At 73.6% G+C, this 25,998-nt stretch carries 22 protein-coding genes; 8 read left to right on the top strand and 14 right to left on the bottom strand.

All coding sequences use genetic code 11. The features are described from left to right. Positions 1 to 11: 11 nt before the first annotated feature. From ABD358_RS13095 to ABD358_RS13070, 6 genes are all read right to left on the bottom strand, one after another. Entirely contained in the window at positions 12 to 230 is a 219-nt protein-coding gene (locus tag ABD358_RS13095; protein ID WP_344631128.1) for an MbtH family protein, read from the bottom strand. A 144-nt stretch (positions 231 to 374) separates the two neighbouring features. Beyond that, positions 375 to 1,898 (bottom strand): amino acid adenylation domain-containing protein, encoded by a 1,524-nt coding sequence (locus ABD358_RS13090; protein WP_344631127.1) that lies wholly within the window; start codon positions 1,896 to 1,898, stop codon positions 375 to 377. Positions 1,899 to 2,029: 131 nt separating this feature from the next. Then, positions 2,030 to 3,019, bottom strand: a complete 990-nt coding sequence (locus ABD358_RS13085; RefSeq protein ID WP_344631126.1) for a TauD/TfdA family dioxygenase — start codon at positions 3,017 to 3,019, stop codon at positions 2,030 to 2,032. A 260-nt stretch (positions 3,020 to 3,279) separates the two neighbouring features. Continuing rightward, complete coding sequence (locus ABD358_RS13080) at positions 3,280 to 3,513, bottom strand: hypothetical protein (protein ID WP_344631125.1); 234 nt, start codon at positions 3,511 to 3,513, stop codon at positions 3,280 to 3,282. Continuing rightward, positions 3,510 to 3,881 carry an ArsR/SmtB family transcription factor gene (locus ABD358_RS13075; RefSeq protein ID WP_344631124.1) on the bottom strand — a complete coding sequence of 124 codons (372 nt, stop codon included), beginning with the start codon at positions 3,879 to 3,881 and terminating at the stop codon, positions 3,510 to 3,512. Before ABD358_RS13075 ends, ABD358_RS13080 begins: the two co-directional genes overlap by 4 nt. Before the next feature lie 61 nt (positions 3,882 to 3,942). Further along, a complete protein-coding gene (locus ABD358_RS13070) occupies positions 3,943 to 4,602 on the bottom strand; it encodes a 4'-phosphopantetheinyl transferase family protein (RefSeq protein WP_344631123.1) in 660 nt (219 codons plus the stop codon). Positions 4,603 to 5,145: 543 nt separating this feature from the next. On the opposite strand from ABD358_RS13070, the gene ABD358_RS13065 reads away from it, so the two are divergent. Beyond that, complete coding sequence (locus ABD358_RS13065) at positions 5,146 to 6,144, top strand: TAXI family TRAP transporter solute-binding subunit (RefSeq protein WP_425576314.1); 999 nt, start codon at positions 5,146 to 5,148, stop codon at positions 6,142 to 6,144. A gap of 141 nt (positions 6,145 to 6,285) precedes the next feature. Beyond that, positions 6,286 to 9,327, top strand: coding sequence for an alpha-mannosidase (locus ABD358_RS13060; protein ID WP_344631122.1), 3,042 nt, complete (start codon positions 6,286 to 6,288; stop codon positions 9,325 to 9,327). Here the strand turns inward: ABD358_RS13060 and ABD358_RS13055 are convergent. Both ABD358_RS13055 and ABD358_RS13050 read right to left on the bottom strand, forming a co-directional pair. Beyond that, positions 9,293 to 10,723 carry a sensor histidine kinase gene (locus ABD358_RS13055; RefSeq protein ID WP_344631121.1) on the bottom strand — a complete coding sequence of 477 codons (1,431 nt, stop codon included), beginning with the start codon at positions 10,721 to 10,723 and terminating at the stop codon, positions 9,293 to 9,295. The genes ABD358_RS13060 and ABD358_RS13055 overlap by 35 nt on opposite strands. A gap of 19 nt (positions 10,724 to 10,742) precedes the next feature. Further along, positions 10,743 to 11,462: a response regulator transcription factor gene (locus ABD358_RS13050; RefSeq protein WP_344631120.1), complete on the bottom strand. Its 720-nt coding sequence runs from the start codon at positions 11,460 to 11,462 to the stop codon at positions 10,743 to 10,745. 253 nt (positions 11,463 to 11,715) lie between these two features. Between ABD358_RS13050 and ABD358_RS13045 the strand changes: the two genes are divergently transcribed. The 5 genes from ABD358_RS13045 (at position 11,716) to ABD358_RS13025 (ending at position 16,806) form a co-directional block, all read left to right on the top strand. Further along, on the top strand, positions 11,716 to 12,492 hold the full coding sequence (locus ABD358_RS13045) for an amino acid ABC transporter ATP-binding protein (RefSeq protein ID WP_344631119.1): 777 nt from the start codon (positions 11,716 to 11,718) through the stop codon (positions 12,490 to 12,492). Positions 12,493 to 12,540: 48 nt separating this feature from the next. Then, positions 12,541 to 13,371, top strand: a complete 831-nt coding sequence (locus ABD358_RS13040) for a glutamate ABC transporter substrate-binding protein (protein WP_344631118.1) — start codon at positions 12,541 to 12,543, stop codon at positions 13,369 to 13,371. A gap of 96 nt (positions 13,372 to 13,467) precedes the next feature. Further along, positions 13,468 to 14,145 carry an amino acid ABC transporter permease gene (locus ABD358_RS13035; protein WP_344631117.1) on the top strand — a complete coding sequence of 226 codons (678 nt, stop codon included), beginning with the start codon at positions 13,468 to 13,470 and terminating at the stop codon, positions 14,143 to 14,145. Next, the gene (locus tag ABD358_RS13030) at positions 14,142 to 15,053 is read left to right on the top strand and encodes an amino acid ABC transporter permease (protein ID WP_344631116.1); all 912 of its coding nucleotides are present in this window, start codon (positions 14,142 to 14,144) and stop codon (positions 15,051 to 15,053) included. The genes ABD358_RS13035 and ABD358_RS13030 overlap by 4 nt, the downstream gene beginning before the upstream one ends. A gap of 172 nt (positions 15,054 to 15,225) precedes the next feature. Beyond that, positions 15,226 to 16,806 carry an FAD-dependent monooxygenase gene (locus ABD358_RS13025; protein ID WP_344631115.1) on the top strand — a complete coding sequence of 527 codons (1,581 nt, stop codon included), beginning with the start codon at positions 15,226 to 15,228 and terminating at the stop codon, positions 16,804 to 16,806. Positions 16,807 to 17,117: 311 nt separating this feature from the next. Here the strand turns inward: ABD358_RS13025 and recX are convergent, their stop codons facing one another. The 6 genes from recX to ABD358_RS12995 form a co-directional block, all read right to left on the bottom strand. Beyond that, positions 17,118 to 17,645 (bottom strand): recombination regulator RecX, encoded by a 528-nt coding sequence (gene recX, locus ABD358_RS13020; protein ID WP_344631114.1) that lies wholly within the window; start codon positions 17,643 to 17,645, stop codon positions 17,118 to 17,120. Positions 17,646 to 17,648: 3 nt separating this feature from the next. Continuing rightward, on the bottom strand, positions 17,649 to 18,782 hold the full coding sequence (recA, locus tag ABD358_RS13015) for a recombinase RecA (protein WP_344631113.1): 1,134 nt from the start codon (positions 18,780 to 18,782) through the stop codon (positions 17,649 to 17,651). Between the two features lie 213 nt (positions 18,783 to 18,995). After that, positions 18,996 to 19,190, bottom strand: a complete 195-nt coding sequence (locus tag ABD358_RS13010; RefSeq protein ID WP_344631112.1) for a DUF3046 domain-containing protein — start codon at positions 19,188 to 19,190, stop codon at positions 18,996 to 18,998. 45 nt (positions 19,191 to 19,235) lie between these two features. Next, positions 19,236 to 19,544: an AzlD domain-containing protein gene (locus ABD358_RS13005; protein WP_344631111.1), complete on the bottom strand. Its 309-nt coding sequence runs from the start codon at positions 19,542 to 19,544 to the stop codon at positions 19,236 to 19,238. Beyond that, on the bottom strand, positions 19,541 to 20,338 hold the full coding sequence (locus tag ABD358_RS13000; RefSeq protein ID WP_425576313.1) for an AzlC family ABC transporter permease: 798 nt from the start codon (positions 20,336 to 20,338) through the stop codon (positions 19,541 to 19,543). Before ABD358_RS13000 ends, ABD358_RS13005 begins: the two co-directional genes overlap by 4 nt. Before the next feature lie 10 nt (positions 20,339 to 20,348). Beyond that, complete coding sequence (locus ABD358_RS12995; RefSeq protein WP_344631110.1) at positions 20,349 to 21,200, bottom strand: helix-turn-helix transcriptional regulator; 852 nt, start codon at positions 21,198 to 21,200, stop codon at positions 20,349 to 20,351. Between the two features lie 69 nt (positions 21,201 to 21,269). Here ABD358_RS12995 and ABD358_RS12990 point away from each other — a divergent pair, with 69 nt between their 5' ends. Next, positions 21,270 to 25,988: an Lhr family ATP-dependent helicase gene (locus tag ABD358_RS12990; protein ID WP_344631109.1), complete on the top strand. Its 4,719-nt coding sequence runs from the start codon at positions 21,270 to 21,272 to the stop codon at positions 25,986 to 25,988. The last annotated feature ends 10 nt before the right edge of the window (positions 25,989 to 25,998 follow it).

Raw genomic sequence — 25,998 nt, 5'->3', positions numbered from 1 at the left:
CCGGCGGCCTCTCAAGAGGTCCGGCCGGCGGAGGGTTCGCGCAGGCTGCGCGGGCGCATGTCCGTCCAGTGCTCCTCGATGTAGGCCAGCGCCGTGTCGCGCGGGCTCTCGTCGAGGGCCACCGTCCAGCCGTCCGGGCGCTGGGCGAACGCCGGCCACAGCGAGTACTGGTCCTCGTCGTTCACCAGTACGAGGAACGTTCCGTCCTGGTCGTCAAAGGGATTCGACACGTTCGCACTCCGTCTCGGAAGGTTGTGTGCGGTACGGACCCGCCGATCGTTTCGGCGCAGGTCAGAGCCTTGGCCCTGTCCCGCCATGCTTCCGTAGCCCGCTGACACGACGCTGACCTTCCTCTGATGCGGAAGGCCCGGCGGCTACCGGGCCGGCCCCTCCAGCAGTCGCCGTGTGGCCGCGACGTCGCACTTGCCGTTGGAGTTGAACAGGATCTCCGGGACGGTACGGACGGTGCCGGGTACGAGGGCCGAGGGCAGTGCCCCGGCGAGCGCCTTGCGCACCGCCTCGGCGAGCGCCTCGCCGTCGGCCTGCGGACGCACGGGCCGTACGAACAGCTCCAGGGTGTCGACCGCCCCCCGGACGATGTCGAAGGCCGCGTCGGCGACCCCGGGCACGGCCAGCACGTGGTGGCGCAGCTCCCCCAGCTCGACCCGGTGGCCGTTGACCTTCAACTGGTCGTCCCGGCGCCCGAGATGGAGCAGGCTGCCGTCCGGGAGGAGTTCGGCGATGTCGCCGGTACGGTACGCCCTGCCCGGTTCCCGGCCGAGCTCGCGCTCGTCGAGGAACCTCCCGTCCGGGTCGCGGTCGCCCAGGTAGCCCGCGGCGACCGCGCGACCGGCGATCACCAGCTCTCCGGGGCTTCCGGGCGGCAGCGGCCGCAGGTTCTCGTCCACCACGTAGGCCCGGGTGTTCCAGGCGGGTGTGCCGATGGGCACCGTCGGGGTGCCGGGGAGGCGGGTGCTGTCGAAGCGGTGGGCGCAGCAGCCGATCGTGGTCTCGGTCGGGCCGTAGTGGTTGACCAGCCTCACCCCGTCCAGGCGGGGCCCCAGGGAGGAGACGAGCGCCGGATCGAGCCCTTCGCCCCCGAACATCAGCAGCCGGGTGGCCCGGCTGTAGTGGGGGGGTTCGGCCAGGAGGTCGAAGAAGCGCGCGTGGGAGGGCGTCAGTTTGACGAAGGTGTAGGCGTCCTGGCGGGGGCCGAAGAGCGTGGCCTGGTCCCACAGGCCGGCCACGGTCACCACCCGCAGTCCCTGGGCGAGCGGCACCCACAGCGAGGTCATCGCCAGGTCGAAGCCGAGGCTGGCGAACAGGGGGCTGCCGATTCCTTCCCGGCCGACGAGGTTCCCGCACCAGGCCGTGTAGTTGACGAGCGAGCCGTGTTCGACCATGACGCCCTTGGGGGCGCCGGTCGATCCGGAGGTGAAGACGACGTAGGCGATGTCCTCGGCGCGCGGCAGCTCGCGCTCCGGTGGCGCGGGGGTGTCCGCGACGGCCCGTACGTCGATGACGGGCACGTCCGGCGCGGGCAGGGCGCCGCCGGCCCCCGCCCCGTCGTGCAGGAGAGCGGCGGGCCGTGCGCCGGCGAGCACCGCGCTCACCCGCTCCGCGGGGTGGGTGGGGTCGATGGGCACGTAGGCGGCGCGCAGCAGCATGACGGCCAGGGCAGCGGCCGTCGTCCCGGCGGTCCGGTCGGCCCACAGGGCCACCCGGTCGCCGGAGCCGATGCCGGCCTCGTCCAGCGCGGCGGCCAGTACCAGGACCCGGTGCCACAACCGCCGGTAGGTCAGAAGCTCGCCGGCGGACTCCACCGCCACGGCGTCCGGCCGCAGTGCGGCGTGCTCGCGCACGATCTGCACCACCGAGGCCGCTCCGATGTCGCGCACCTCGCCGGAGAGTATTCCTGTGTGTACCGCTGACGGGGCCATCGTCGCTCCTGTCGTCTGCTCGTGCTGTCCGCTCGCGCGTCGAACTCGGGGCCGGGCGGGCGGGGAGTGCCCGCCCGCCCGGAGGGGGGTCAGCGGGCCATGGCTCCGCCGGTCAGCGCGGCGCGGGTGACCATGTCCCCCATCGCCACGATGATCTTCCGCTCGCCCTCGAAGGGATCACGGCCGTGCGAGACGAGCATGTTGTCGATGACCACCACGTCACCGCGCTCCCAGGTGAACCGCTGTGCCAGGGCGTCGTAGAGGGACCACAGCCGCGCGACCGTGTCGTCACCGATCGGGGAGCCGTCGCCGAACGACGCGCTGCGCGGGTACGCGCTCTCGTCGTCCCCGAACAGCGACCGCATCACCTCCAGCACGGAGGGTTCCAGGCAGGCCGTGTGGTGCAGGAAGAGCTGGTTGAAGAAGACCTTCTCCCCCGTGTCGGGGTGCCGGACGACGGCCGGGGCGGTCTGCACGGTCCGCAGTACGCCGTCGGGGCGCCATTCGCACTCCACTCCCTGGGCGCGGCAGCGCTCCTCCACCTCGGCCCGGTCGGAGGTGCCGAACATCTGCTCCCAGCCGACGTCCAGCCCGGGGATGAAGTTCCGCACGTAGCGGATGCCGTGCTCCTCGAAACGGGCGCGCAGGTCCTCCGGCAGTCCGGCCCACACCCTGCGGCCGTCGACGATCGGGGTCGCGCCGCCCTTCGCGGAGGGCTGCAGGCAGCAGAAGAACTGCCGCCGGGGCCACTGCGGCATGTGCGAACTCTCGTGGTGGAAGAGGATCGACTGCCGAGCCGGGTAGGGCGTCGACTTGTAGACGCGGTCGGCGTCCTTCTCGTGCGGAAGATCGCCGTAGTCCCCGTAGAGCCGGCTCACCAGCGACGCGGCCACCGCCTCGAACGCCTCGACGCCGCCGACGCCGAAACCGCGCATGAGGACCACCCCGTGCTCGCGGAGCAGTTCCTCGATGGACGGGCGGTTGCGCGCCGCCCACTCCGCCGCGTCGAGGCCCGGCGCCTCACACCGGAACGTGGGGGGGAAAATCTCGTCGTTGAGGTGGACGCCAGAACCTGACATGCCCGACCATCCCTTTCTCGTCGTGGGCGCGGACACCGGCCGCCTCGTCCGAGGTCGACCCGGTCCGCCCGACGACGCGGCGCGCGCCGGGAACCCGGCGGCAGCGGAGGTCCTCGACTTCCGGCGTGCGACAGCAGGCGTGGCGCCGTGCCCAGCAGGACGGCACCGAGTCTAGAAACACCCGCACGGACCGGACATGTCCTTAAGCGGTCCACAAAAGTTGCAGGTCAAAGCAGTCCGGTCGGACCTGCGGAAACCGGTCAGTCGACGCTGCGGAGCAGGTTCTCGACGTCCCGGAGACGGTCGCCCAGCTCGTCCAGACGGCCCTGCAGCGCCTCCTGCCGGGTGATCACGTCCTCCGCGAGCTTGCGGTAGGAGGCCATGGCGACGGCGTCCGCGCGGTGCCGCTGCAGTCTGAAGTAGGCGACCACCATCGCCGTGACGCCACCGACGATGATGAACACGACGGCGATGGCGATGATGCCCCCGGTCATGTGCGCTTCCCCTTCACGTCCTGAATCCCCTGCTCGTCCGTCGGCTCCGGCGTGGCATCCGCGTCCGGCGGGCCGGCCTCGTCGGCCTGTACGGCCGCGAGGATCGTATCGACATTCAGGCGCAGGTCGAACGGCGCCAGTTCGAAGTACTTCAGCGCCTTGCCGTCCTCGGACAGCTCCAGGCTGCCCACCACCAGACCGGCCTTCTCCAGCCGCTCCAGGTGCATGTACAGCAGGGGCCGGGACATCTTCAACCGGCGGGCCAGCTCACTGACGTACATCCGGCCACCGGAGAGTTCGGCGACGATCCGCAGGCGCTGGGCATGACCCACGGCGGCGAGCACGGCCAGCAGCTCCTCGCTCGTCATGATCCACCTCTGGCGTCCCGGAAAACCGTATGACCGAACTCTCCCATGACCTGGGCATATATCAAAAGCTCGGCTCCGGGGGCACCACCACGGCCGCGGCCGCCAGGTCCCCGGAGACGGTCCAGCGCCCCCCGAAGGCCACCGGTCCCGCCACGCCCCGGGCACCGTCCCCGACGACGTGCGCCCGGAAGGTTCCGGTACGGGCGGCGAGGAGGACCTCCACGTCGCCGAAGGCCAGCCGGACGCCGGTGAGGGGGTACCACGCCTTGTAGACGGCCTCTTTGGCGCAGAACAGCAGCAGGTCCCAGCACACCTCGGCAGAGCGTTCGAGACCGGCCAGCCGCTCCCGTTCCCCGGGGAGCGAGATCCTCTCCAGGACCCCCTCGCGCAGCGGACGGTGGGGCTCGGCGTCTATCCCGACCGCCCGTGCGTCCTCGCGCCGGGCCACTGCGGCGGCCCGGTAACCGCGGCAGTGCGTCATGCTGCCGACCACCCCGTCCGGCCAGCGGGGGGCGCCCCCGGCTCCCGGCGGCAGCGGCAGGGGCGGCAGGCCCAGCCCGCCCATGGCACGGCGGGCGCAGTGCCGCACCGTGGCGAATTCCCGGCGGCGTCCCTCCGCGACGTCGCCCAGCGCGGCCCGTTCCTCCGGAAGGAGGCGGCAGGGAACGTCCGCGAAGGTCTCGGCCACGGCGACGCGGGCCGGCAGGATCGGCCGGATCACCCGGGGCCCCCGGCGGTGCGGGGATTCCCTCACCGGCTCGGCCGGCGGGCGGGGCGCGCCGCCCGCGCGGACGGGCTGCGCTGCTCAAGGCGGGGGAGCGGACGGTTCCGGCCCGCGGAGGGCGGTACGACCGCGGGCCCGCGCTCCGGCCGCAGGGCGGACGAACACGGTGCCGGATGCGGACCGGAGTACCGGTGCGTCCGGGTGGCGCTGTCGCGGGGGAACGGCGCCAGGGGCCCGTCCAGCGCCTCCCCCCGGGTCTCCCCGGCGGCGCGCGGCGCGTACGCGCCGATCGTCTCCATGTGCGGCTCCGTCGCGGTAGGCCCGCGTGGCGGCCGTCTGCCGGGCCCCGGACACCCGCGCAGCGGTGCCCGCGGGTGTCCGGGTGACGCCGTCGGGCCGGCGTGCCGCCACCATCCGCACCCCATGCTGGCCGTCCGCGCTGACGCCCCGCTGACGTCGGCGGGCGGCCGCCGCTCCGGGGGCGAGGCCGCGGGGCCCCCGCCCCTCCCCTCCGCGTGCGCGCCCTGGCAGGATCGTCCCGTGGTCCCCCCGCCGTCGCGCCGCCCCCTGAACCGGCGCCCGCTGAGAGCCGCCGCGTGCGCGGCGGCCGCGCTGGCGCTGCTGCTGTGGTGGCTGCTGCCCGGCGGCGGTCCGGCCCCGAGCGGGTCGGTGGTCTTCGCGACGGGCGCGCGGGGCGGGGTCTACGAGCGCTACGGGGAGCTGCTGAAGGAGCAGCTGGGCCGCGACCTGCCCGGGGTGGACGTGACGCTGCGTCCCAGCGAGGGCTCGGTGGAGAACATCGAGCGGCTCGTCTCCGGCGAGGCGTCGTTCACCATCGCCGCGGCCGACGCGGTGGCCGCCTACCTGGAGGAGGACCGGCCGGGCGCCGCCCGGCTGCGGGCCTGCGCGCGGCTGTACGACGACTACGTCCAGCTCGTCGTCCCGGCGGACTCGCCGGTGCGCGCGGTGGAGGACCTCAAGGGGATGCGGGTCGGGCTCGGGCAGCGGCGCTCCGGCGTCCACCTGATCGCCGGGCGGCTGCTGCGGGCGGCGGGGCTGGACCCCCGGCGGGACGTCGTCCCGGTGCCGGAGGGCATCGACCGGATGCCGGACCTGCTGGTCCGCGACGAGCTGGACGCCTTCTTCTGGTCGGGCGGGCTGCCGACCGGAGCGGTCGAGGAGCTCGCCGGGACCACCGACATCCGCCTCGTCCCGCTCGGCGACCTGGTGCCCAGGCTGCACGCCCAGGAGCCCGAGACCCGCTCCTACCGGGCCGCGCTGATGCCCGCCGACGCCTACCCCGCCGTCCAGCGGGGCAAGGCGGTCGAGACGATCGCGGTGGCCAACCTGCTGGTGACCGTGGACGGCACGGACGACGCGCTGACCGAGGGGATCACCCGCTCGGTGATCAACAGCCGGGACCGCATCGGCCGTGAGGTGCACGCGGCGCAGAAGGTCGATCTGCGCACCGCCATCTACACCCATCCGCTCGGCCTGCACCGGGGGGCCGAGCGCTACTACCGCTCGGTCAAGTCCTAGCTGTTCTGTCCCGGGAGGTCGCGGGGCGCGACGGGGCCGGTGGGGCGGTCGCCGCCGTGTCCGCGCGGCGGGAGGATTGGCACCGCCTTGGGGAGGCAATGCCTCTGGCGTTCCCCGCCGGCGAACCACCGGAGCCGCCGCATGCACGACGACCGCAGCATCGTGGAAGACCGCCTGGACCGCGTCCTGCGCGAGAGGGTCCTCCCCGCCGTCCGCGGCGACTCCGTCCCCCTGGACGTCGGGCGGTGGGACGTCCCCGGGGAGCCGGTGCCGGCCGCCGAGGGCCTGGCCGCCCCGTACGGGCCCGCCGCCGTCGGCGACGCCTGGGGCCCCGCCTGGGGGACCACCTGGTTCAGGGTGACCGGGCGGGTGCCCGCGGAGTGGGCCGGGCGCACCGTCGAGGCGGTGCTCGACATCGGCTTCGACCGGGGCATGACCGGCTTCCAGTGCGAGGGCCTGGTCCACCGCGCGGACGGCGAGGTGGTCAAGGGCCTCCACCCGCACAGCGACTGGGTGCCGGTCGGCGGCCCCGTCCGGGGCGGGGAGGAGGTCGAGCTGTACGTCGAGGCCGCCGCCAACCCGGTCCTCGCCGGGCGGCGTCCCACCCGGCAGGGCGACCGGCCGACCGCGCACGCCCGGCCGCTGTACCGGCTGCGCCGCATGGAGCTGGCCGTCCTCCGCACCGGGGTGTGGGAGCTGGCGCGCGACCTGGAGGTGCTGGACGGGCTGATGCGCGAGCTCCCCGCGGACCAGGCGCGGCGGTGGGAGATCCTGCGGGCCCTGGAGCGCGCCCTGGACGCCCTGGACCCCGCCGACGTCCCCGGTACGGCCGCCCGCGCCCGCGCGTGCCTGGCGGACGCGCTGGCCTCCCCCGCCCACGCCTCCGCCCACCGGATCAGCGCGGTCGGCCACGCGCACCTCGACTCCGCCTGGCTGTGGCCGCTGCGCGAGACCGTCCGCAAGGTCGCGCGGACGGTCGCCAACGCCCTCCACCTGATGGACACCCACCCGGAGTACGTCTTCGCGATGTCCCAGGCGCAGCAGTTCGCCTGGCTCAAGGAGCACCGGCCCGGGCTGTGGGACCGGGTGAGGCAGAGGGTCGCCGAGGGGCGGTTCGTGCCGGTGGGCGGGATGTGGGTGGAGTCCGACACCAACATGGCCGGCGGCGAGGCGCTGGTCCGGCAGTTCCTCCACGGCAAGAGGTTCTTCCTGGAGGAGTTCGGGGTCGACACCCGCGAGGTGTGGCTGCCGGACTCCTTCGGCTACACGGCCGCCCTGCCGCAGATCGCGCGGCTCGCGGGCGCCGAGTGGTTCCTGACGCAGAAGATCTCCTGGAACCGGACCAATGTCTTCCCCCACCACACCTTCCGGTGGGAGGGCATCGACGGCACCCGCGTGTTCACGCACTTCCCGCCGGTGGACACCTACAACTCCGACCTCGGCGGCGCCCAGCTGGCGCACGCCGCCCGCACCTACCGGGAGAAGGGCCGCGGCACCCGCTCGCTGGTGCCGTTCGGCTTCGGCGACGGCGGAGGGGGCCCGACGCGCGAGATGCTGGCGCGGGCGAGGCGGCTGCGCGATCTGGAGGGCTCGCCGAGGGTGGCCGTGGAGCCGCCCGCCGCGTTCTTCGGGGCGGCCCGGGCCGAGTACGGGGACGCCCCGGTGTGGGTGGGCGAGCTGTACCTGGAGCTGCACCGCGGCACCTACACCTCGCAGGCGGGCGCCAAGCGCGGCAACCGGTACGCCGAGTCGCTGCTGCGCGAGGCCGAGCTGTGGTCGGCCACGGCGGCGGTGCGGACCGGGCGCCCGTACCCGTACGAGGAGCTGGAGCGGCTGTGGAGGACGGTGCTGCTCCACCAGTTCCACGACATCCTGCCCGGCTCGTCGATCGCCTGGGTGCACCGCGAGGCACGCGAGACGTACGCCCGGGTGCACCGCGAGCTGGAGGAGATCACCGGCGCCGCGCAGCGGGCGCTGGCCGGCGGGGACGGCGGGGCGGTCGTCTTCAACGGGGCCCCGCACGCCCGGCGCGGCATCCCGGCCGGGGGCGCGCTGCCGCTGCCGGGCCGTACGGGCGGGCCGGTGACCGCCGGGGAGCGGCCGGGCGGCGGGTACGTCCTGGACAACGGGCTGGTGCGGGTGGAGATCGACGGGCGCGGCCTGGTGGTGTCGGCGTACGACCTCGTCGCCGACCGCGAGGCGGTCGCCCCGGGAGCCGCCGCCAACCTGCTCCAGCTCCACCCGGACCTCCCCAACAAATGGGACGCCTGGGACGTGGACCCCTTCTACCGGCACACCACCACGGACCTGACCGGCCTCGACGAACTGCGGCCCGGTCCCCCGGCCGCGGACGAGGCGTCGGTGACGGTGCGGCGCTCCTTCGGCGCCTCGGCGGTGGTCCAGCGCCTCGTGCTGCGCGCGGGGAGCAAGGTGGTGGAGATCGACACCGAGGTGGACTGGCGGGAGAGCGAGAAGTTCCTCAAGGCCGCGTTCCCGCTGGACGTCAAGGCCGACTTCTCGGCCGCCGAGACCCAGTTCGGGCACGTTCTCCGCCCCACCCACGCCAACACCTCGTGGGACGCGGCGAAGTTCGAGGTCTGCGCGCACCGCTGGATCCACGTGGCGGAGCCGGGCTGGGGAGCGGCCCTGGTCAACGACTGCACCTACGGCCACGACGTCACCCGGGACGTCCGCCCGGACGGCGGGCAGACCACGACGGTGCGGCTGTCCCTGCTGCGCGCGCCGCGCTACCCGGACCCGGAGGCCGACCGGGGCACGCACCGGATGCGCTACGGGCTCGTGCCGGGGGCGACGATCGCGGACGCGGTGCGCGAGGGCCACGCGTTCAACCTGCCCGAGCGGTCCGTCCCCGGCGGCTCGCCGGTGGCGCCGCTGGTGACGGTGGACAGCGACCAGGTGGTCGTGGAGGCGGTGAAGCTGGCGGAGGACCGCGGCGGGGACGTGGTGCTGCGGCTGTACGAGGCGTACGGCGGGCGGGCGCGGGCCACGCTCGCCGCGGGGTTCCCCGTCGTCTCCGTCACCGCCACCGACCTGCTGGAACGCCCCCTGGAGGGGCCTGCGGGCCGGGACGCGTACGAGGTCGGGGAGTCCGGCGCGGTGGTGCTGCGGCTGCGCCCGTTCCAGATCCTCACCCTGCGTCTGGCGCGTTCCGCGGCAGGCTGATCAGCACCCGCAGGCCGTGCGGCTCGTTGTGGGCGTAGGAGATCGTCGCCCCGCCCGCGGCGAGCAGCGCGCGGGAGATGGACAGCCCGAGTCCGGAGCCGGAGACGTTCTGGTGGCGGCCGCTGCGCCAGAAGCGGTCCCCGATCCGGGTCAGCTCGTCCTCGGTGAGGCCGGGTCCGCGGTCGGCGACCTCGACGACCACCCGGTCGCCGTCGGGGGAGACGAGGACCGTGACCGACTCCCCGGCGGGGGTGAACTTCAGCGCGTTGTCCACGACCGCGTCCAGCGCGCTGGACAGGGCGATGGGATCGGCCCAGCCCGCCACCGCCCCGTGCCCCTCCGCGCGCAGCGCCACCCCCTTGTCGTCGGCGACCGGCCGCCAGGCGGCGACGCGTTCGGCGGCGAGCTCGGCGATGTCGGTCAGCCGCAGGTCGGCGGGGGTGTGCTCGGCGAGCGCGAGGCCGAGGAGGTCGTCGAGCACCCGGGCCAGGCGCTTGCCCTCGGCCCGTACCGAGGCGATCTCCTCGTTGTCCTCGGGGAGCTCCAGGGCCAGCAGGTCGATGCGCAGCAGCAGCGCGGAGAGCGGGTTGCGCAACTGGTGGGAGGCGTCGGCGACGAAGGCCCGCTGCTGCTCCAGGACGGTCTCGACGTGGTCTGCCATCTCGTTGAAGGACCGCGCCAGGCGCCTCAGTTCCGGCGGCCCGCCCGAGGCCGCCACCCGGGACGCCATCCGCCCGGTGGCGATGTCGTGGGCGGCCTTGTCCAGGACCCGCACCGGTTCGAGCACCCAGCCGGTCAGCCTGGAGGCCAGGGCCACCGCGACGAGCATGGCGGCCGCCTCCCCGGCCGCGAGCGGCAGCCAGCCGCGCAGGATGCGGGACCGCATCGGCCCGGTGGGCGAGTCGGTGAGCACGACGGCGACGACGTCTCCGTCGCGGACCACCGGCGAGGCGACTGCTATCCGCCGGCCGCCGTCCCAGGGCCACACCTGGGCGGGATCGTGGCTGCGGCGTCCGACCAGCGCCTCGGCGAAGGCCGCGGCGCCCTCCCCCTCCTCGGGGATCTGCCAGTCCTCCGGGGCCGCGGCCATCGGGGTGCGGTCGCGGTAGAAGACGCCCGCGCGGATGCCGTAGAGGTCGTGGTAGCGCGCGAGTTCGTCGTACAGCGTGGCCAGCCTGTCGTCCCGCTGCCGGGCCTCGGCCGTGGTGGGACTGCTGGCCGGGGGGCGGGTGGTGACGTACTGCGCCAGGGAGGCGAAGCGGGCGGTGTCGTCGATGCGGTCCACGACGACGGCCTGCTGTTCCGCGGCGGCGATGCTCGCGGCGAGCGGAAAGCCGAGAGCGAGCAGCACGGCGGCCATCAGCGTGATGAGGACGGCGAGCAGGCGGGTGCGCACGGCGGCGGTCCGTTCGGGGTCAGCCGGTGGGGGCGACGAGCCGGTAGCCGACTCCGCGCACCGTCTCGATGAGGGCCGGCAGCCGCAGTTTGGAGCGCAGCGAGGCCACGTGCACCTCCAGGGTGCGGCCGGTGCCCTCCCAGCTGGTCCGCCACACCTCGCTGATGATCTGCTCGCGGCGGAAGACCACGCCGGGGCGCTGGGCGAGCAGCGCGAGCAGGTCGAACTCCTTGCGGGTGAGGGAGACGGCCTCCCCGTTCACCGTCACCCGGCGGGTGGCGGTCTCTATGGTCAGCGGCCCCAGGACCAGCCGCCGCGCGTCCCCGGAGACGCTTCCGCCGCCCTCGGGAGCGGGCCCGGCGACGGGAGCGGCGCTGCGGCGGCTGACGGCGTGGATGCGGGCGAGGAGCTCGGCCGTGTCGTACGGCTTGACCACGTAGTCGTCGGCGCCGAGGTTGAGACCGTGGACGCGGGAGCGCACGTCGGCCCGCGCCGTCACCATGATCACCGGTACCGCGGTCAGCCGGCGGATGCGTCCGCACACCTCGAAGCCGTCGGTGTCGGGCAGGCCGAGGTCGAGCAGGACCACCCCGAAGGGCGGGGCCGTGCCGCCCGGCAGCAGGCGCTGGAGGGCCTCCTCGCCGTTGCGCGCGTGCACCACGTCGAACCCGTGCCGGGCCAGTACGGCGGACAGCGCCGCGGCGACGCGGTCGTCGTCCTCCACGAGCAGCAGTCTCATGGGCCTCCTCCCCCCTCTCCCCGTGCCTCCCCGTGTGCCGGGCGTCCCACCGCCCGTGGACGGCGTGCCACGGGTCCGTCAGCAGCACGAACGCATACGTTATGCAGCCGGTACGCCATCCGCCGCCCCCTTCACGGGATATGTCCGGTTGCTGCTGGATCGTTATGCTCAAGTTCAGCTCAGATGTGATGACGTTGGTCGGCGGTGGTCACTAAGGTCCCCTCAACCGACGAGGACGGAGCGAATGACGCCGATGAGCAACGTATCGGTGACCAAGGACGCCGCGCCGGCGGCGGATGATCTGGTCGTCCTGAAGAACGTCGACAAGCACTTCGGTGCCCTGCATGTCCTCCAGGACATCAACCTGACCATCGGGCGCGGCGAGGTCGTCGTCGTCATCGGGCCCTCGGGGTCCGGCAAGTCCACGCTGTGCCGCACCATCAACCGCCTGGAGACGATCGACTCCGGAACGATCACCATCGACGGCAAGCCCCTGCCCGCCGAGGGCAAGGAGCTGGCCCGGCTGCGGGCCGACGTCGGCATGGTCTTCCAGTCCTTCAACCTCTTCGCGCACAAGACGGTGCTGGAGAACGTGATGCTCGGCCAGATCAAGGTCCGGCGCATCGACAAGAAGACCGCCGAGGAGAAGGCACGTTCCCTCCTCGACCGGGTCGGTGTGGCCACCCAGGCCGACAAGTACCCCGCCCAGCTCTCCGGAGGTCAGCAGCAGCGCGTGGCCATCGCCCGCGCTCTGGCGATGGACCCGAAGGTGATGCTTTTCGACGAGCCGACCTCCGCTCTCGACCCCGAGATGATCAACGAGGTCCTGGAGGTCATGCAGCAGCTGGCGCAGGGCGGCATGACGATGGTCGTGGTGACCCACGAGATGGGCTTCGCCCGTTCCGCCGCGAACCGGGTGGTCTTCATGGCCGACGGGCGGATCGTCGAGGAGGCCACTCCCGACCAGTTCTTCAGCAACCCGCGCAGCGACCGCGCCAAGGACTTCCTGTCGAAGATCCTTCACCACTGAGCTCGGCTCAGCGGAACCACGCACTACTCGATTCCAGGGATGCTCACCATGAATCTCCGCAAAGCCGGCCTCACGGCCGCCACCGCACTCGTCCTCTCCCTGACCGCCACGGCCTGCGGCGGGGGCGGCGAGAGCGGTTCGGACGGCGACAAGATCAACATCGGCATCAAGTTCGACCAGCCGGGTCTGGGCCTGAAGACCCAGGACGGCGAGTACACCGGTTTCGACGTGGACGTGGCCAAGTACATCGCCAAGGAGCTGGGCTACGACGAGAAGGACATCGTCTGGAAGCAGGCCCCCAGCGCCGAGCGCGAGAACATGATCGCCAACGGTGACGTGAAGTTCATCGTCGCCACCTACACGATCAACGACGAGCGCAAGAAGCGGGTGGACTTCGCCGGCCCGTACTTCCTCGCCCACCAGGACCTGCTGGTGCGGGCCGACGACAACACCGTCCGCAGCGAGGACGACCTCGACGACAGCTCGATGAAGCTCTGCTCGGTCACCGGCTCCACCTCGGCGCAGAACGTCAAGAAGGACTTCGCCCCGAAGGCCAACCTGATCAAATACGGCGGTTACTCGGAGTGCCTGACCGGCCTGGAGAACAAGGCCGTCGACGCCCTGACCACCGACGACTCCATCCTGGCCGGCTACGCCGCGCAGAAGGAGCACCAGGGCAAGTTCAAGCTCGCCGGCCTCAGCCTCAGCGACGAGCCGTACGGCATCGGCCTGAAGAAGGGCGACACCGAGCTGCGGAAGAAGATCAACGACGCCCTCGAGAAGATGGTCGAGGACGGTTCCTGGGAGAAGGCCGCGAAGAAGCACTTCGGTCCGGCCGGCTACGAGTACGAGCCCGCTCCGGAGATCACCGAGAAGTGACGGCCGACGCCGTGTGCCGCCCGGCCGGGCGGCACACGGCGTCCCTGAACGCCATCCGACGAGACACCATCCGACGAGGCGGGAGCGCGGGAGAACGTGTTCGACTTTCTTGATTCCGGGCAGTACGACGTGCTCGGAGCCTTCTGGGTGACGGTGCAGCTCGCCGTCTACTCGGCGATCGGGTCCCTGGTCTGGGGGACGGTCCTGGCCGCCATGCGGGTCAGCCCGGTGCCGCTGATGCGCGCCTTCGGCACCGCCTACGTCAACGTCGTACGGAACACGCCCCTGACGGTCATCATCCTGGCCGCCTCGCTGGGGCTGTTCCAGACACTGGGGATCACGCTGGCCGGTGGCAGCGACTTCGAGGTGATCGGCTTCAGGCTGGCCGTGCTCGGACTGATCGCCTACCACGCCACCTTCGTCTGCGAGGCGCTGCGGTCGGGCATCAACACGGTGCCCGTCGGGCAGGCCGAGGCGGCGCGCGCCCTGGGGCTGAGCTTCTTCCAGGTGCTGTTCCTCATCGTCCTTCCCCAGGCGTTCCGCTCCGTGGTGGCGCCGCTGGCGAACGTCCTGATCGCCCTGACCAAGAACACCACGGTGGCGGCCGCCATCGGAGTGGCGGAGGCCGCGGCGTTGATGAAGACGATGATCGAGTACGAGAGCGACGCCATCTTCCTGGTCTCCGCGATGTTCGCCTTCGGGTTCGTTGTCCTGACACTCCCGACCGGCATGCTGCTGGGCTGGGTCAGCAAGCGCGTGGCGGTGAAGCGATGAGCAACCTCTCCGTTCTGTACGACGCCCCCGGCCCGCGGGCCAAGGCGCGCAACATCATCTACTCCGTGGTGTTCGTGGTTCTCCTCGGCCTCACCCTGTGGTGGGTGCTGGACATCATGGCCGACAAGAACCAGCTCGCCGGGGAGAAGTGGAGCCCGTTCGTCACCGACGGTCGGGTGTGGACGACGTACCTGATCCCGGGCCTGCTCAACACCCTCAAGGCGGCGGCCCTGTCCATCGTCATCGCGCTTCCGCTGGGTGCGCTGTTCGGCCTGGCCCGGCTGTCGGACCACCGGTGGGTCCGCGTACCCGCCGGCACCGTGGTGGAGTTCTTCCGCGCCATCCCGGTGCTGCTGATGATGTTCTTCGCCAACGCGGCGTACGCGCAGTTCACCGACATCTCCTCCGACCTGCGCCCGCTGTACGCCGTGGTGACGGGCCTGGTGCTCTACAACGCCTCCGTCATCGCCGAGATCGTCCGGGCGGGCATCCTCTCCCTGCCCTCCGGACAGACCGACGCGGCCAAGGCCATCGGCATGCGCAAGGGCCAGATCATGGTCTACGTGCTGCTGCCGCAGGCGGTCACGGCGATGCTGCCGGCGCTGGTCAGCCAGCTCGTGGTGATCGTCAAGGACACCGCGCTGGGCGGCGCGCTCCTGGGCTACATGGAGCTGCTGAGCCAGGTCCGGCTGATCACCGCCAACTACGGCGCCAACACCATCGCCGCCTTCACGGTGATCGCGCTGATCTTCGTGGTGCTGAACTACCTGCTCACCAGCTTCGCCAGTTGGGTCGAGGGCCGGATCCGGCGCGGCAAGCGGTCGACCGGCGCCGTGCTCCACGCCGACACCAACACCGAGATGGAGTTCGACGAGCCCCACGTCGTACCCCAGGCCCGCAAGGAGTAGCGGCACGCCGCAGCCGGCTCCTCCGCTCCCCGCACCCACCTGCCTGTGATCCCGTCGCTTGACGGGGAAGCGGGCAGGTGGGTTGCATACGTTGTGTGATCGTGTACCGGGTTCCGACGGCTTCAACTCCCCCTTCGTCCAAGGACCGTGAGAACTGCGAGGTCCGCCCGTCGTGGACCCGGTGATCGTCGTCGGCGCGGGACCTGTCGGACTCGCGCTGTCGCTGGCGCTCGCGCGCCACGGTGTTCCGTCGGTGGTGCTCGACGCGGGCGACGGCGAGGTCGAACAGCGGGCGGCCCGCACCTGTGTGCTGCGGCCCGACACGGCGGCGCACGTGTCCGTGCTGGGCGGTGCGCGGTGGGCGGCGTGGCGCACCGAGCGGCGGCACCAGGCGGTGCGCCGGGTGGATCTGGATCCCGCGGGCTCACCAGTCCACATCCAGCAGTACGCGCTGGAGCGGAGCCTGCGGGCCGCGCTGGAGCGCGAGCCCCTGGCCCGGGTCGTCCCAGGGGCCCGTCTGGAGGAGCTGGAGCAGGACGCGCACGGGGTCTCGGCCCGCACCCGCGGCCCCGGGGGGACCTGGTGGCGCGGCAGTCATCTGGTGGGGTGCGACGGGGCCCGGTCCACCGTGCGCAAACTGCTCCGGATCCGCTTCCCCGGGCGTACCTCCGTGGAACGGCACGCGGTGGCGGCGCTGCGTGTGGAGCTGCCCTGGGACGGGGAGGCGCTGCTGCACCGGGACCTCCCCGGCGGGGGCGGCGAGGTGGTGGCGCGCCCGCTGCCGAACGGGGTGTGGCGGCTGGACTGGCTGCTGCCGCCGCGCGGCGACCTGGTCACTCCGGAGGAGCTGGTCGCCCGGATACGGCAGACGCTCTCCGCCTGGTGCGATCCGGTCCCGCCGTACGAGCTGCTGGACACGGGGGTGCACATCGCGCACCAGCGGCTGGCGCGGCAGTGGCGTTCGGGCCGCGTCTTCCTGGCCGGGGACGCGGCCCGGCTGCTGGGGGCGCTGGGCACCCAGCCGGTCGACGAGGGGCTGCGGGACGCCGTCGGTCTCGCCTGGAGGCTGGCCCTGTGCCGGAACGGCCTGGCGCCGGAGGGTTTGCTCGACAGCTACGAGGCGGAGCGCCGGGGGGCGGCCAGGGCCCGGCTGCGCGCCCTCGACCAGGCCCTGCCGCTGGTGCGCGGGGGCGGCGGGCTGCGCACCCTGCTCCCCGGCGGTTCCCGGGGGGCCCTGGACCTGCTGACGGACGCGCATCTGGGGCGCGGGCCGCTGGGCGGACCTCCCCGCTACGGGGACTCGCCCCTGACTCCGGGGAGGGACACGGTGCCCGGCGCGGTCTCCGTCGGAACCGAACCGGGCTCGCCGGTGGACGACGTGCCGGTGACGGCCCTGGACGGGTCGCGGGGACGGCTGTGGCAGCGGTTGGGGCGTGAACTGCTGGTGCTGCTGGTCGCCCCGGGCACCCACGTGTGGGACAGCCGTCACTGGCTGTCGGCGGGACTGATGCCGGAACTGGCCGCCGCGGTGGGACGACTGCCCGTGCCCGCCGGGCTGCTGGTGACCGAGAGCTATGCGGGCGCGGCTCCCCACACCGTCCTGGTCGTCCGTCCGGACGGCCATCTGGTGGCCGCGCTGCCGGCGGCCCGCTCGGGCGAACTGCGCGCCTGTGCCGAGGCGATACGCGGCGTCGGCGCCGTGGGGCCGGACGGACCGGGCGAGTGCTCCGGCGACCGGGTGGACGGGCCGTGAAGACCCCCTCGCGTCCGGGGAGGGTCCGGGGAGTTTCCGAAGCAGCCGGGGCGGGGGAGCCGGAGGAGCACAGCGTCCGCAGGACGGTCGGACGCTGAAGCCGGAGAAGGGAGCCGAGCGGCGGGGAGGGCGTCAGGAGGACGCCTGCTGTCATCAGGGCGTGGGTGAGGATTCCGGCGAGTGCCGACCCGCACCGGGCACCGCCGGCCGGTGATCAGCGGTGAGGCCGGCGACCATGGGGACAGCCGGAGCCCTGACGGTGGGACGGCGCCCGCCCGGGGCGCTGCCCGCCCTCCGGCCGGTGGCCGGGTTCAGTCCATGCCGTGCAGGGGGTAGTCCTCCACGTCCTCCCCCTCCGCCTCCAGCGCCTCCCGGACCACCCGCAGGGCGAGTCCCTCGGAATACCCCTTGCGGGCGAGCATCCCGGCGAGCCGGCGCAGCCGCTTGTCCCGGTCCAGCCCCCTGGTGGTACGCAGTTTGCGCTCCACCAGGGCGCGGGCCGTCCTCTCCTCCTGCTCCGGATCGAGCTGTCCGACCGCGTTGTCGATCAGAGTGGGGTCCACCCCCTTGGTCCTCAGCTCCCGGGCGAGTGCCCGGCGGGCGAGCCCCCTGCCATGGTGCCGGGACTCCACCCAGGCGTCGGCGAACGCCGCGTCGTCGATCAGTCCGACGTCCTCGAACCGGGAGAGCACCGCATCGGCCACGTCCTCGGGGACCTCCCGCTTGCGGAGTGCCTCCGCGAGCTGGCCGCGGGTGCGCGGCGTTCCGGTGAGCAGGCGCAGGCAGATCGCCCGCGCCCGCTCCTCCGGGTCGGCCGGGAGTTCCTGGCGTCCCGCCACGGCTCAGCTCTTGGCCGCGGTGCTCTTGACGGCCTTGGCCCGGCTCGCCGGCGCGGTCACCGTCTTCGCCGCGGTGGCCGCGGCCGGGGCCTCGGCGGGCACGGCGGTCTCCGCGCCCGGCTCGCCCTCGGCGGTCTCCGGCTTCGGGCCGATGCCCAGCTTCTCCTTGATCTTCTTCTCGATCTCGTTGGCGAGGTCGGGGTTGTCGCGGAGGAAGTTGCGGGCGTTCTCCTTGCCCTGGCCGAGCTGGTCGCCCTCGTAGGTGTACCAGGCGCCGGACTTGCGGATGAAGCCGTGCTCCACGCCCATGTCGATCAGCCCGCCCTCGCGGCTGATGCCCACGCCGTAGAGGATGTCGAACTCGGCCTGCTTGAACGGCGGGGCCACCTTGTTCTTCACGACCTTGACGCGGGTGCGGTTGCCGACCGCCTCGGTACCGTCCTTGAGGGTCTCGATGCGGCGGATGTCCAGCCGCACCGAGGCGTAGAACTTCAGCGCCCGGCCACCGGTGGTCGTCTCCGGAGAGCCGAACATCACGCCCACCTTCTCGCGGAGCTGGTTGATGAAGATCGCGGTGGTCTTGGACTGGCTGAGCGCACCGGTGATCTTCCGCAGCGCCTGACTCATCAGCCGGGCCTGGAGACCGACGTGGGAGTCGCCCATCTCACCCTCGATCTCCGCCCGCGGCACCAGGGCGGCCACCGAGTCGATCACGATCAGGTCCAGCGCGCCGGAGCGGATCAGCATGTCGGTGATCTCCAGCGCCTGCTCGCCGTTGTCCGGCTGCGACAGGATCAGGGAGTCCACGTCCACGCCCAGCTTCTTGGCGTACTCCGGGTCCAGCGCGTGCTCGGCGTCCACGAACGCCACCGTGCCGCCCATCTTCTGGGCGTTGGCCACCGCGTGGAGGGTCAGGGTCGTCTTGCCCGAGGACTCCGGCCCGTAGACCTCCACCACCCGGCCGCGCGGGAAGCCGCCGACGCCCAGCGCCACATCGAGCGCGGTCGACCCGGTGGGGATGACCTCCACTGGCTCGTTCGGCCGCTCGCCGAGACGCATGACGGCGCCCTTGCCGAACTGCCGTTCAATCTGTGCGAGCGCGGCGTCGAGCGCCTTCTCGCGGTCGGTTCCTGCCATGGGTGCCACCCGGTTCGCTTGAGTCGATCGCTTCACGTCAAAGACGCTAGCGCCTGCCACTGACAATCGGCCCGGACGCCGTCTCCCAGCCGCCCGGCCCTCTCATGAGAATGGCTGTTCGATTTCTGTGTCAAGTTGCCCCGCCGCCCTGTGGAAAACCGGAAAGCAGCAGGTCAGGGCCGGAAATCGAAGGGCGCGCCCCCAGGCCCTCCCTCACCTCAGGTCGGCTGGGACGTCCATGGCGGCGCAGACCGCACGCCAGACGTCCTTCGCCTCCCACCCCGCCTCCAGGGCCTCGTGCACCGTCCGCCCACCGAGCTCGGACATCACGTGGTCACGTGCGAAGGAGTCGGCGTACGCCTCGCCGAAGTGGGCAGCCATCCGCTCCCAGAAAACCGTCAACCGCATGCCTCCAGTATCGGCCGACCGCGCGGAACGGCCGACCGCCCGGGATCACCCCAGGGCCCGCACCCCCGCGGTGACCAGGACGGCGGTGGCCACCACCGCCAGGAACGGCGCGCGCAGCACCAGGGCGACCGCCGCCGCCGCGACACCCGCGGCGCGGGCGTCGACCACCAGCGTGCCGCCGTCCCCCTCGAAGGTCTGCTGCGCGGTGAGGGCTGCCAGCAGCGCGACGGGCAGCAGGGCCGCCAGCCGCCGCACCAGCGGGCGCTCCAGCGCCCCGGCGGGCACCGACAGGCCGAGGAGCTTGACGAGGTAGCAGCCGACGGCCGTCACCCCTATGGCGATCCAGACGCTCACCGGGCCTCCTCCCCGGCCCGCCGCCCGCGCGCCAGCAGCACCAGAGGGGCCGCGAGCGCCGCCACCAGGACGGGGACCCCGGCCGGGAGCACCGGCAGCAGCCCCAGGCCGAGCAGCACCGCGAGCCCGGCCGTGACGCGCTCCTCCGCCGTCCGCAGCATGGGGGCCAGCAGCGCCAGGAAGACGGCGGGCCCGGCCGCGTCCAGCCCCCAGGCGCCGGTGTCGCCGATCGCCGCGGCGCCCAGCGCGCCGAACAGCGTGGTGAGGTTCCACAGCAGGTAGAGGGTGACACCGGTGACGGTGAACCCGATCCGGGCGGAACGCCGGTCGCGCTGGGCCAGGGCCACGAGCGAACTCTCGTCGATGACCAGCTGGGCGGCGACGGGACGCACCGCGCGCGGCAGCCGCAGCAGCGTGGACAGCCGCAGCCCGTAGAAGGCGTTGCGGACGCCGAGGAAGAAGGCCCCGGCCGCGGCGGTGAGCGGACTGCCGCCCGCGGCGAGCGCGCCGACGAGGGCGAACTGCGAGGCGCCGGTGAACACCAGGAGGCTGAGGGCGCAGGTCTGGGCGAGGCCGAGCCCGGCGGCGGCGGAGGTCACCCCGAAGGCGAAGCCGGAGAGGCCGACGGCCACTCCGACGCCGAGCGCGTCCCGGACGACGGCGCGGTCGCCGCCCGGGGACGGCGGCCCGGCGGCGTCCGCCCGCGCCTCCGCCGGAACGTCAGGCGGGGTGTCCGCCGGGACATCCACCGGGGTGTCCTCCGTGTGGGGAATGCTGCTGATCCGTTCTGACACGGCTCCGAGACTACGGACGGCCCTTCCTCCCCGTCTTGTACGTTCTTGCGCGTTCGCGCTGGTAGGCGCCGGGCGGCACTCCGACGATCCGGCGGAAGTGCCGTCCCAGGTGGGGCTGGTCGGCGAAGCCGACGGCCGTGGCCGCCCGGGCCGGCGGCACACCGTCCTCCAGCAGTCCGCGGGCGCGGCGGACCCGCGCGCTGGTGAGCCAGGCGTGGGGCGGCATGCCGTACCGCTCGCGGAAGGCGCGCAGCAGCGAGAACGGGCTCGTCCCCAGCTCCGCCGCGAGCTGCTCCAGGGTAGGCGGATCCGTCATCCGCTCCAGGAGGATCTCGCGGGCGCGTGCGGCGTTGCGGGCACCCGCGGTGCGGACCGGACGCGCCGGGAGCGGACCTCCGTGCAGGCGCAGCAGCCTGGCGACGGCCACCCTCAGCAGGCTGTCGGCGGCCAGGGCGTTCCCCTGCTCGGCCGCCCGGTGCACCCCGGTGATCAGGCGCGCGGCCTCCGAATCGTGCACGAGGGGTTCGGGGAACCCCGCCGTGCCCCGCAGGGCGGTCGTCTCGGCGGCGATGGCGGCGACCGTGCCGACCGCCGGGTAGAGCGTGGCGTAGGCCCAGCCCTCCGGCGCCCCGGCGCGCGCCGTGTGCGCCACCTCGGGATTGATCATGACGACGGACCCCGCGCCGGCCCGCAGGACGCCCCCCGGCAGCCCGACCTCCTCCACTCCGCCGGTGACGGCGGCGAACACGTAGCCGTCGTGGGCGTGCGGGGGGAAGGTGTGCCGGATGTACCGGGCACGCAGCAGGTCCGTGTCCGGCAGCCGGTCGTAGCGCCAGTGCCGTGCCCACTCCTCCGTGCCCATGGGTCCATTGTGCGAGGCACGGGGGGACGGTCCGGCGGCGGTGTCAGTGCCGGGGTGCACGATGGAGGCATGCACCGGGCACCGGCTCTCGACATGTTCTCCCCCGCGACCCGTGCGTGGTTCGCGGGAGCGTTCCGCGCGCCCACCGCCGCCCAGGAAGGTGCCTGGCGGGCGCTCGCCGAGGACAGCGACGTGCTGGTCGTCGCGCCCACCGGTTCCGGCAAGACGCTGGCCGCCTTCCTCGCCTCACTGGACAGGCTGGCCGCCGCGCCCCCGCCCGCCGACCCGGCCCGCCGCTGCCGGGTGCTGTACGTCTCGCCGCTGAAGGCGCTGGCGGTGGACGTGGAGCGGAACCTGCGCAGTCCGCTCACCGGCATCCGGCAGGAGTCGGTCCGGCTGGGGCTGCCCGAGCCGGACATCCGGGTCGGCATCCGCTCCGGGGACACCCCGGCCGCCGAGCGCAGGGCGCTGGTCAGGCGTCCCCCCGACATCCTGATCACCACGCCGGAGTCGCTCTTCCTGATGCTCACCTCCGCGGCCCGCGAGGCCCTGCGCGGAGTCGAGACGGTGATCCTGGACGAGGTGCACGCCGTGGCCGGCACCAAGCGCGGCGCCCACCTGGCGCTCTCGCTGGAGCGGCTGGACGAGCTGCTGGACCGCCCGGCGCGGCGGATCGGCCTGTCGGCGACGGTCCGCCCGGTGGACGAGGTGGCCCGCTTCCTCTCCCCGCGGCGCGGCGCGCGGATCGTGCAGCCGCCCTCGGGCAAGGAGTTCGACCTGTCGGTCGTGGTGCCCGTGCCGGACATGGGCGAGCTGGGCGGCTCGCCCGTCCGGGAGGCGGGCGGGGCGGGCCCCGCCGGCGAAGGGGACCGGCCGTCGATCTGGCCGTCCGTGGAAGAGCGGATCGCCGACCTCGTCCAGGCCCACCGCTCGACGATCGTCTTCGTCAACTCCCGGCGCCTGGCCGAGCGGCTGTGCAACCGGCTGAACGAGATCGCCCACGAGCGGGCCACCGGCGAGCCGGTTCCCGAGAGCCCCTCGCCCGCCGAGCTGATGGGCGGGTCGGGGTCCGCCGGGGGCGCGCCGCCGGTGCTGGCCCGCGCCCACCACGGCTCGGTCTCCAAGGAGCAGCGGGCGCAGGTCGAGGAGGAGCTCAAGGCGGGCCGCCTGCCGGCCGTGGTGGCCACCTCCAGCCTGGAGCTGGGCATCGACATGGGCGCGGTGGACCTGGTGGTCCAGGTCGAGTCCCCGCCCTCGGTCGCCTCCGGGCTGCAGCGGGTGGGCCGCGCGGGCCACCAGGTGGGCGCGGTCTCGGCCGGGGTGGTCTTCCCCAAGTACCGCGGCGATCTGGTCCAGGCGGCGGTGGTCACCGAGCGGATGCGCGAGGGCGCCATCGAGGCGCTGAAGGTGCCCTCCAACCCTCTGGACGTGCTGGCCCAGCAGCTCGTCGCCATGGCGGCCATGGACACCTGGGACGTCGACGAGCTGCTCTCGGTCGTCCGCCGCGCCGCGCCCTTCGCGTCGCTGCCGCAGTCGGCGTACACCGCCGTACTGGACATGCTCGCCGGGCGCTACCCCTCCGACGCCTTCGCCGAGCTGCGCCCGCGCCTGGTGTGGGACCGCGTGGCCCACACCGTCTCCGGACGCCCCGGGGCCCAGCGGCTGGCGGTCACCTCGGGCGGGACGATCCCCGACCGCGGCCTGTTCGGCGTCTTCCTCGCCGGCGCCGACCCGAAGAAGGGCGGCGGCCGCGTCGGGGAGCTGGACGAGGAGATGGTCTACGAGTCGCGGGTGGGCGACGTGTTCACCCTCGGCACGACGAGCTGGCGGATCGAGGACATCACCCGCGACCGGGTGCTGGTCTCCCCCGCCCCGGGAGTCCCGGGGCGGCTGCCGTTCTGGAAGGGCGACCAGCTCGGCCGTCCGCTGGAACTGGGCCGCGCGCTGGGCGCGTTCCTGCGCGAGGTGGGCGGTCTGCCGCCCGAAGCCGCCCGGAAGCGGCTGGCCGCGGCCGGTCTGGACGACTGGGCCGTCGACAACGTGCTGGCCTACCTCGACGAGCAGCGGCAGGCCTGCGGACACGTCCCGGACGACCGCACGATCGTCGTGGAGCGCTTCCGCGACGAGCTGGGCGACTGGCGGATCGTCGTCCACTCCCCCTTCGGCGCCCAGGTGCACGCGCCCTGGGCCCTGGCGCTGGGCGCGCGGCTGACCGAGCGGTTCGGCATGGACGCGCAGGTGATGCACGCCGACGACGGCATCGTGCTGCGCCTGCCGGAAACCGACCTGCTGGGCTTCGGCCCCGACCCGGACGCGGACACCGGACTGGGCCTGGGCGCGGAGTTCGGCGCCACGGGTCACGAGCCGGAGGAGCCGCCGGTGGGCACCGCCGACGTGCTGTTCGAGAAGGACGAGGTGGAGCGGATCGTCACCGACCAGGTGGGCGGTTCGGCGCTGTTCGCCTCCCGGTTCCGCGAGTGCGCCGCCCGCGCCCTGCTCCTCCCCCGCCGCGACCCGGGCAGGCGCACCCCCCTGTGGCAGCAGCGCCAGCGGGCCTCCCAGCTCCTGCAGGTGGCGAGCGAGTTCGGCTCCTTCCCCATCGTGCTGGAAGCCGTGCGCGAATGCCTCCAGGACGTCTTCGACGTGCCCGGCCTCGCCGAGCTGATGGGCGACATCGAGGCACGCCGGGTACGCCTGGTGGAGGTCACCACGCCCGAGCCGTCCCCGTTCGCGCGTTCCCTGCTCTTCGGCTACGTCGCGCAGTACCTGTACGAGGGCGACTCGCCGCTCGCCGAGCGCCGGGCCGCCGCTCTGTCGCTGGACTCCCGGCTGCTGGCCGAGCTGCTGGGCCGCAGTGAGCTGCGCGAGCTGCTCGACCCCGAGGTGCTGGCCGAGCTGGAGCGCGAGTTGCAGTGGCTTCCCGGCGGGGATGCCGGGGAGCGGGTCCACCGGGTCAAGGACGTCGAGGGCGTCGCCGACGCGCTGCGCGTGCTGGGCCCGCTCACCGACGGCGAACTGGCCGAGCGGGGCGCCGATCCGCGGTGGGCGCGGGAGCTGGAGCACGCCCGGCGCGCCATCCGGGTCCGCTTCGCGGGACGGGAGCACTGGGCGGCGGTCGAGGACGCCGGACGGCTGCGCGACGCGCTCGGCGTCGCGCTGCCCGTGGGGGTGCCCGAGGCGTTCACCGAACCCGTCGCCGACCCGCTGGGCGACCTGCTGTCCCGGTACGCGCGCACCCACGGCCCGTTCACCACCGTCCAGGCCGCCGAACGCTTCGGACTGGGCACGGCGGTCGCCGACGGCGCGCTGCAGCGGATGGCCGCCTCCGGCCGCCTGGTGCAGGGCGAGTTCCACCCCTCGGGGGTGGGGCAGGAGTGGTGCGAACCCACCGTCCTGCGGCGGCTGCGCCGCAGGTCCCTGGCCGCGCTGCGCCAGGAACTGGAGCCGGTGCCGCCCGCGGCGCTCGCCGCCTTCCTCCCCCAGTGGCAGCATCTGGGCGCGGGCGGTCTGCGCGGCGCCGACGGACTGCTGCGCGCCGTCGAGCAGTTGCAGGGCGCCCCCGTGCCCGCCTCCGCCCTGGAGAGGCTGGTCCTGCCCTCCCGGGTCCCCGACTACCACCCGTCGATGCTGGACGAGCTGACCACCACCGGGGAGGTGCTCTGGTCGGGCGCGGGCGCGCTGCCCGGCAAGGACGGCTGGGTCCGCCTTCACCTCGCCGACACCGCGCCCCTGCTGCTGCCTCCCCCGCATCCACTGGAGCCCACCCCTGTCCACCGGGCGGTTCTGGAGGCCCTCTCGGGCGGGTACGGGCTGTTCTTCCGGCAGATCGCCGAACGGGTCCGCGCCGCCGGGGCCGAAGCGTCCGACACGGAGTTGGCCGAAGCGGTCTGGGAGCTGGCCTGGTCCGGGCGGCTCACCAACGACTCCCTCGCTCCCCTCCGCGCGCTGCTCGGCTCCGGCCGCACGGCGGGGGCCACGGCGCACCGCGCCAGGCGGTCCACGCCCCGGGGCCGGTACGGCTCCCTGGCCGCCCTGTCCACCGCGTCCCGCTCCGCCCGTCCCACCGCGTCCCGGAACGGCCCCCCGACCGTGGCGGGCCGCTGGTCGCTGCTGCCCGAACCGGAGGCCGACCCCACCCTCCGCGCCCACGCCCTGGCCGGCACCCTTCTGGACCGGCACGGTGTGGTCACCCGGGGCGCTGTGGCCGCCGAAGGGGTGGAGGGCGGTTTCTCGGCCGCGTACCGGGTGCTGTCGGTCTTCGAGGAGAGCGGCCGGGCCCGCCGCGGCTATGTGGTGGAGGGCCTGGGCGCCGCACAGTTCGCCATGGACGGGGCGGTGGACCGGCTGCGGGCGATCGCCACGGCCCGGGAGAAGCCGGAGGGCTCCCGCCCGCGGGCGGTCGTCCTGGCCGCCGCCGACCCCGCCAACGCCTATGGTGTCGCCCTTCCCTGGCCCGAGCCCCCGACGGCCTCCGCCGACGGTTCCGGCACGGGCCGCGCCGCCCTCCACAAGCCGGGCCGGAAGGCCGGCTCCCTGGTGGTCCTCGTGGACGGCGAACTGGTCCTCTACCTCGAACGCGGCGGGAAGACGCTCCTGGCCTGGCGGACCGGGGGCCCCACCCTGGACGCCGGGGTCGAGGCCCTGGCCCGTGCCGCGCGCCAGGGCATGGTGGGCACTCTCACCGTCGAGCGCGCCAACGGCTCCCCCGTCCTGGGCTCCCCGCTGGGCCGTGTTCTGGAGGCCGCCGGTTTCCACGCCACCCCGAAGGGCCTGCGACTGCGCGCGTGACGGCGCCCGC

Origin of the sequence: Streptomyces glaucosporus (genome assembly GCF_039533345.1) — a bacterium.
Lineage (GTDB): Bacteria > Actinomycetota > Actinomycetes > Streptomycetales > Streptomycetaceae > Streptomyces > Streptomyces glaucosporus.
The sequence above is the reverse complement of the archived record's forward strand: the minus strand, read 5'-3'. Positions and strand labels throughout refer to the sequence as shown.

What these genes read in the sequence shown, in the direction of transcription:
- ABD358_RS13085 (WP_344631126.1), bottom strand. Translation starts at nt 3,019, where the DNA reads ATGTCAGGTTCTGGCGTCCACCTCAACGACGAGATTTTCCCCCCCACG.
- ABD358_RS13080 (WP_344631125.1), bottom strand. Translation starts at nt 3,513, where the DNA reads ATGACCGGGGGCATCATCGCCATCGCCGTCGTGTTCATCATCGTCGGT.
- ABD358_RS13075 (WP_344631124.1), bottom strand. Translation starts at nt 3,881, where the DNA reads ATGACGAGCGAGGAGCTGCTGGCCGTGCTCGCCGCCGTGGGTCATGCC.
- ABD358_RS13060 (WP_344631122.1), top strand. Translation starts at nt 6,286, where the DNA reads ATGCACGACGACCGCAGCATCGTGGAAGACCGCCTGGACCGCGTCCTG.
- ABD358_RS13050 (WP_344631120.1), bottom strand. Translation starts at nt 11,462, where the DNA reads ATGAGACTGCTGCTCGTGGAGGACGACGACCGCGTCGCCGCGGCGCTG.
- ABD358_RS13045 (WP_344631119.1), top strand. Translation starts at nt 11,716, where the DNA reads ATGAGCAACGTATCGGTGACCAAGGACGCCGCGCCGGCGGCGGATGAT.
- ABD358_RS13040 (WP_344631118.1), top strand. Translation starts at nt 12,541, where the DNA reads ATGAATCTCCGCAAAGCCGGCCTCACGGCCGCCACCGCACTCGTCCTC.
- ABD358_RS13030 (WP_344631116.1), top strand. Translation starts at nt 14,142, where the DNA reads ATGAGCAACCTCTCCGTTCTGTACGACGCCCCCGGCCCGCGGGCCAAG.
- recA (WP_344631113.1), bottom strand. Translation starts at nt 18,782, where the DNA reads ATGGCAGGAACCGACCGCGAGAAGGCGCTCGACGCCGCGCTCGCACAG.
- ABD358_RS13010 (WP_344631112.1), bottom strand. Translation starts at nt 19,190, where the DNA reads ATGCGGTTGACGGTTTTCTGGGAGCGGATGGCTGCCCACTTCGGCGAG.
- ABD358_RS12995 (WP_344631110.1), bottom strand. Translation starts at nt 21,200, where the DNA reads ATGGGCACGGAGGAGTGGGCACGGCACTGGCGCTACGACCGGCTGCCG.
- ABD358_RS12990 (WP_344631109.1), top strand. Translation starts at nt 21,270, where the DNA reads ATGCACCGGGCACCGGCTCTCGACATGTTCTCCCCCGCGACCCGTGCG.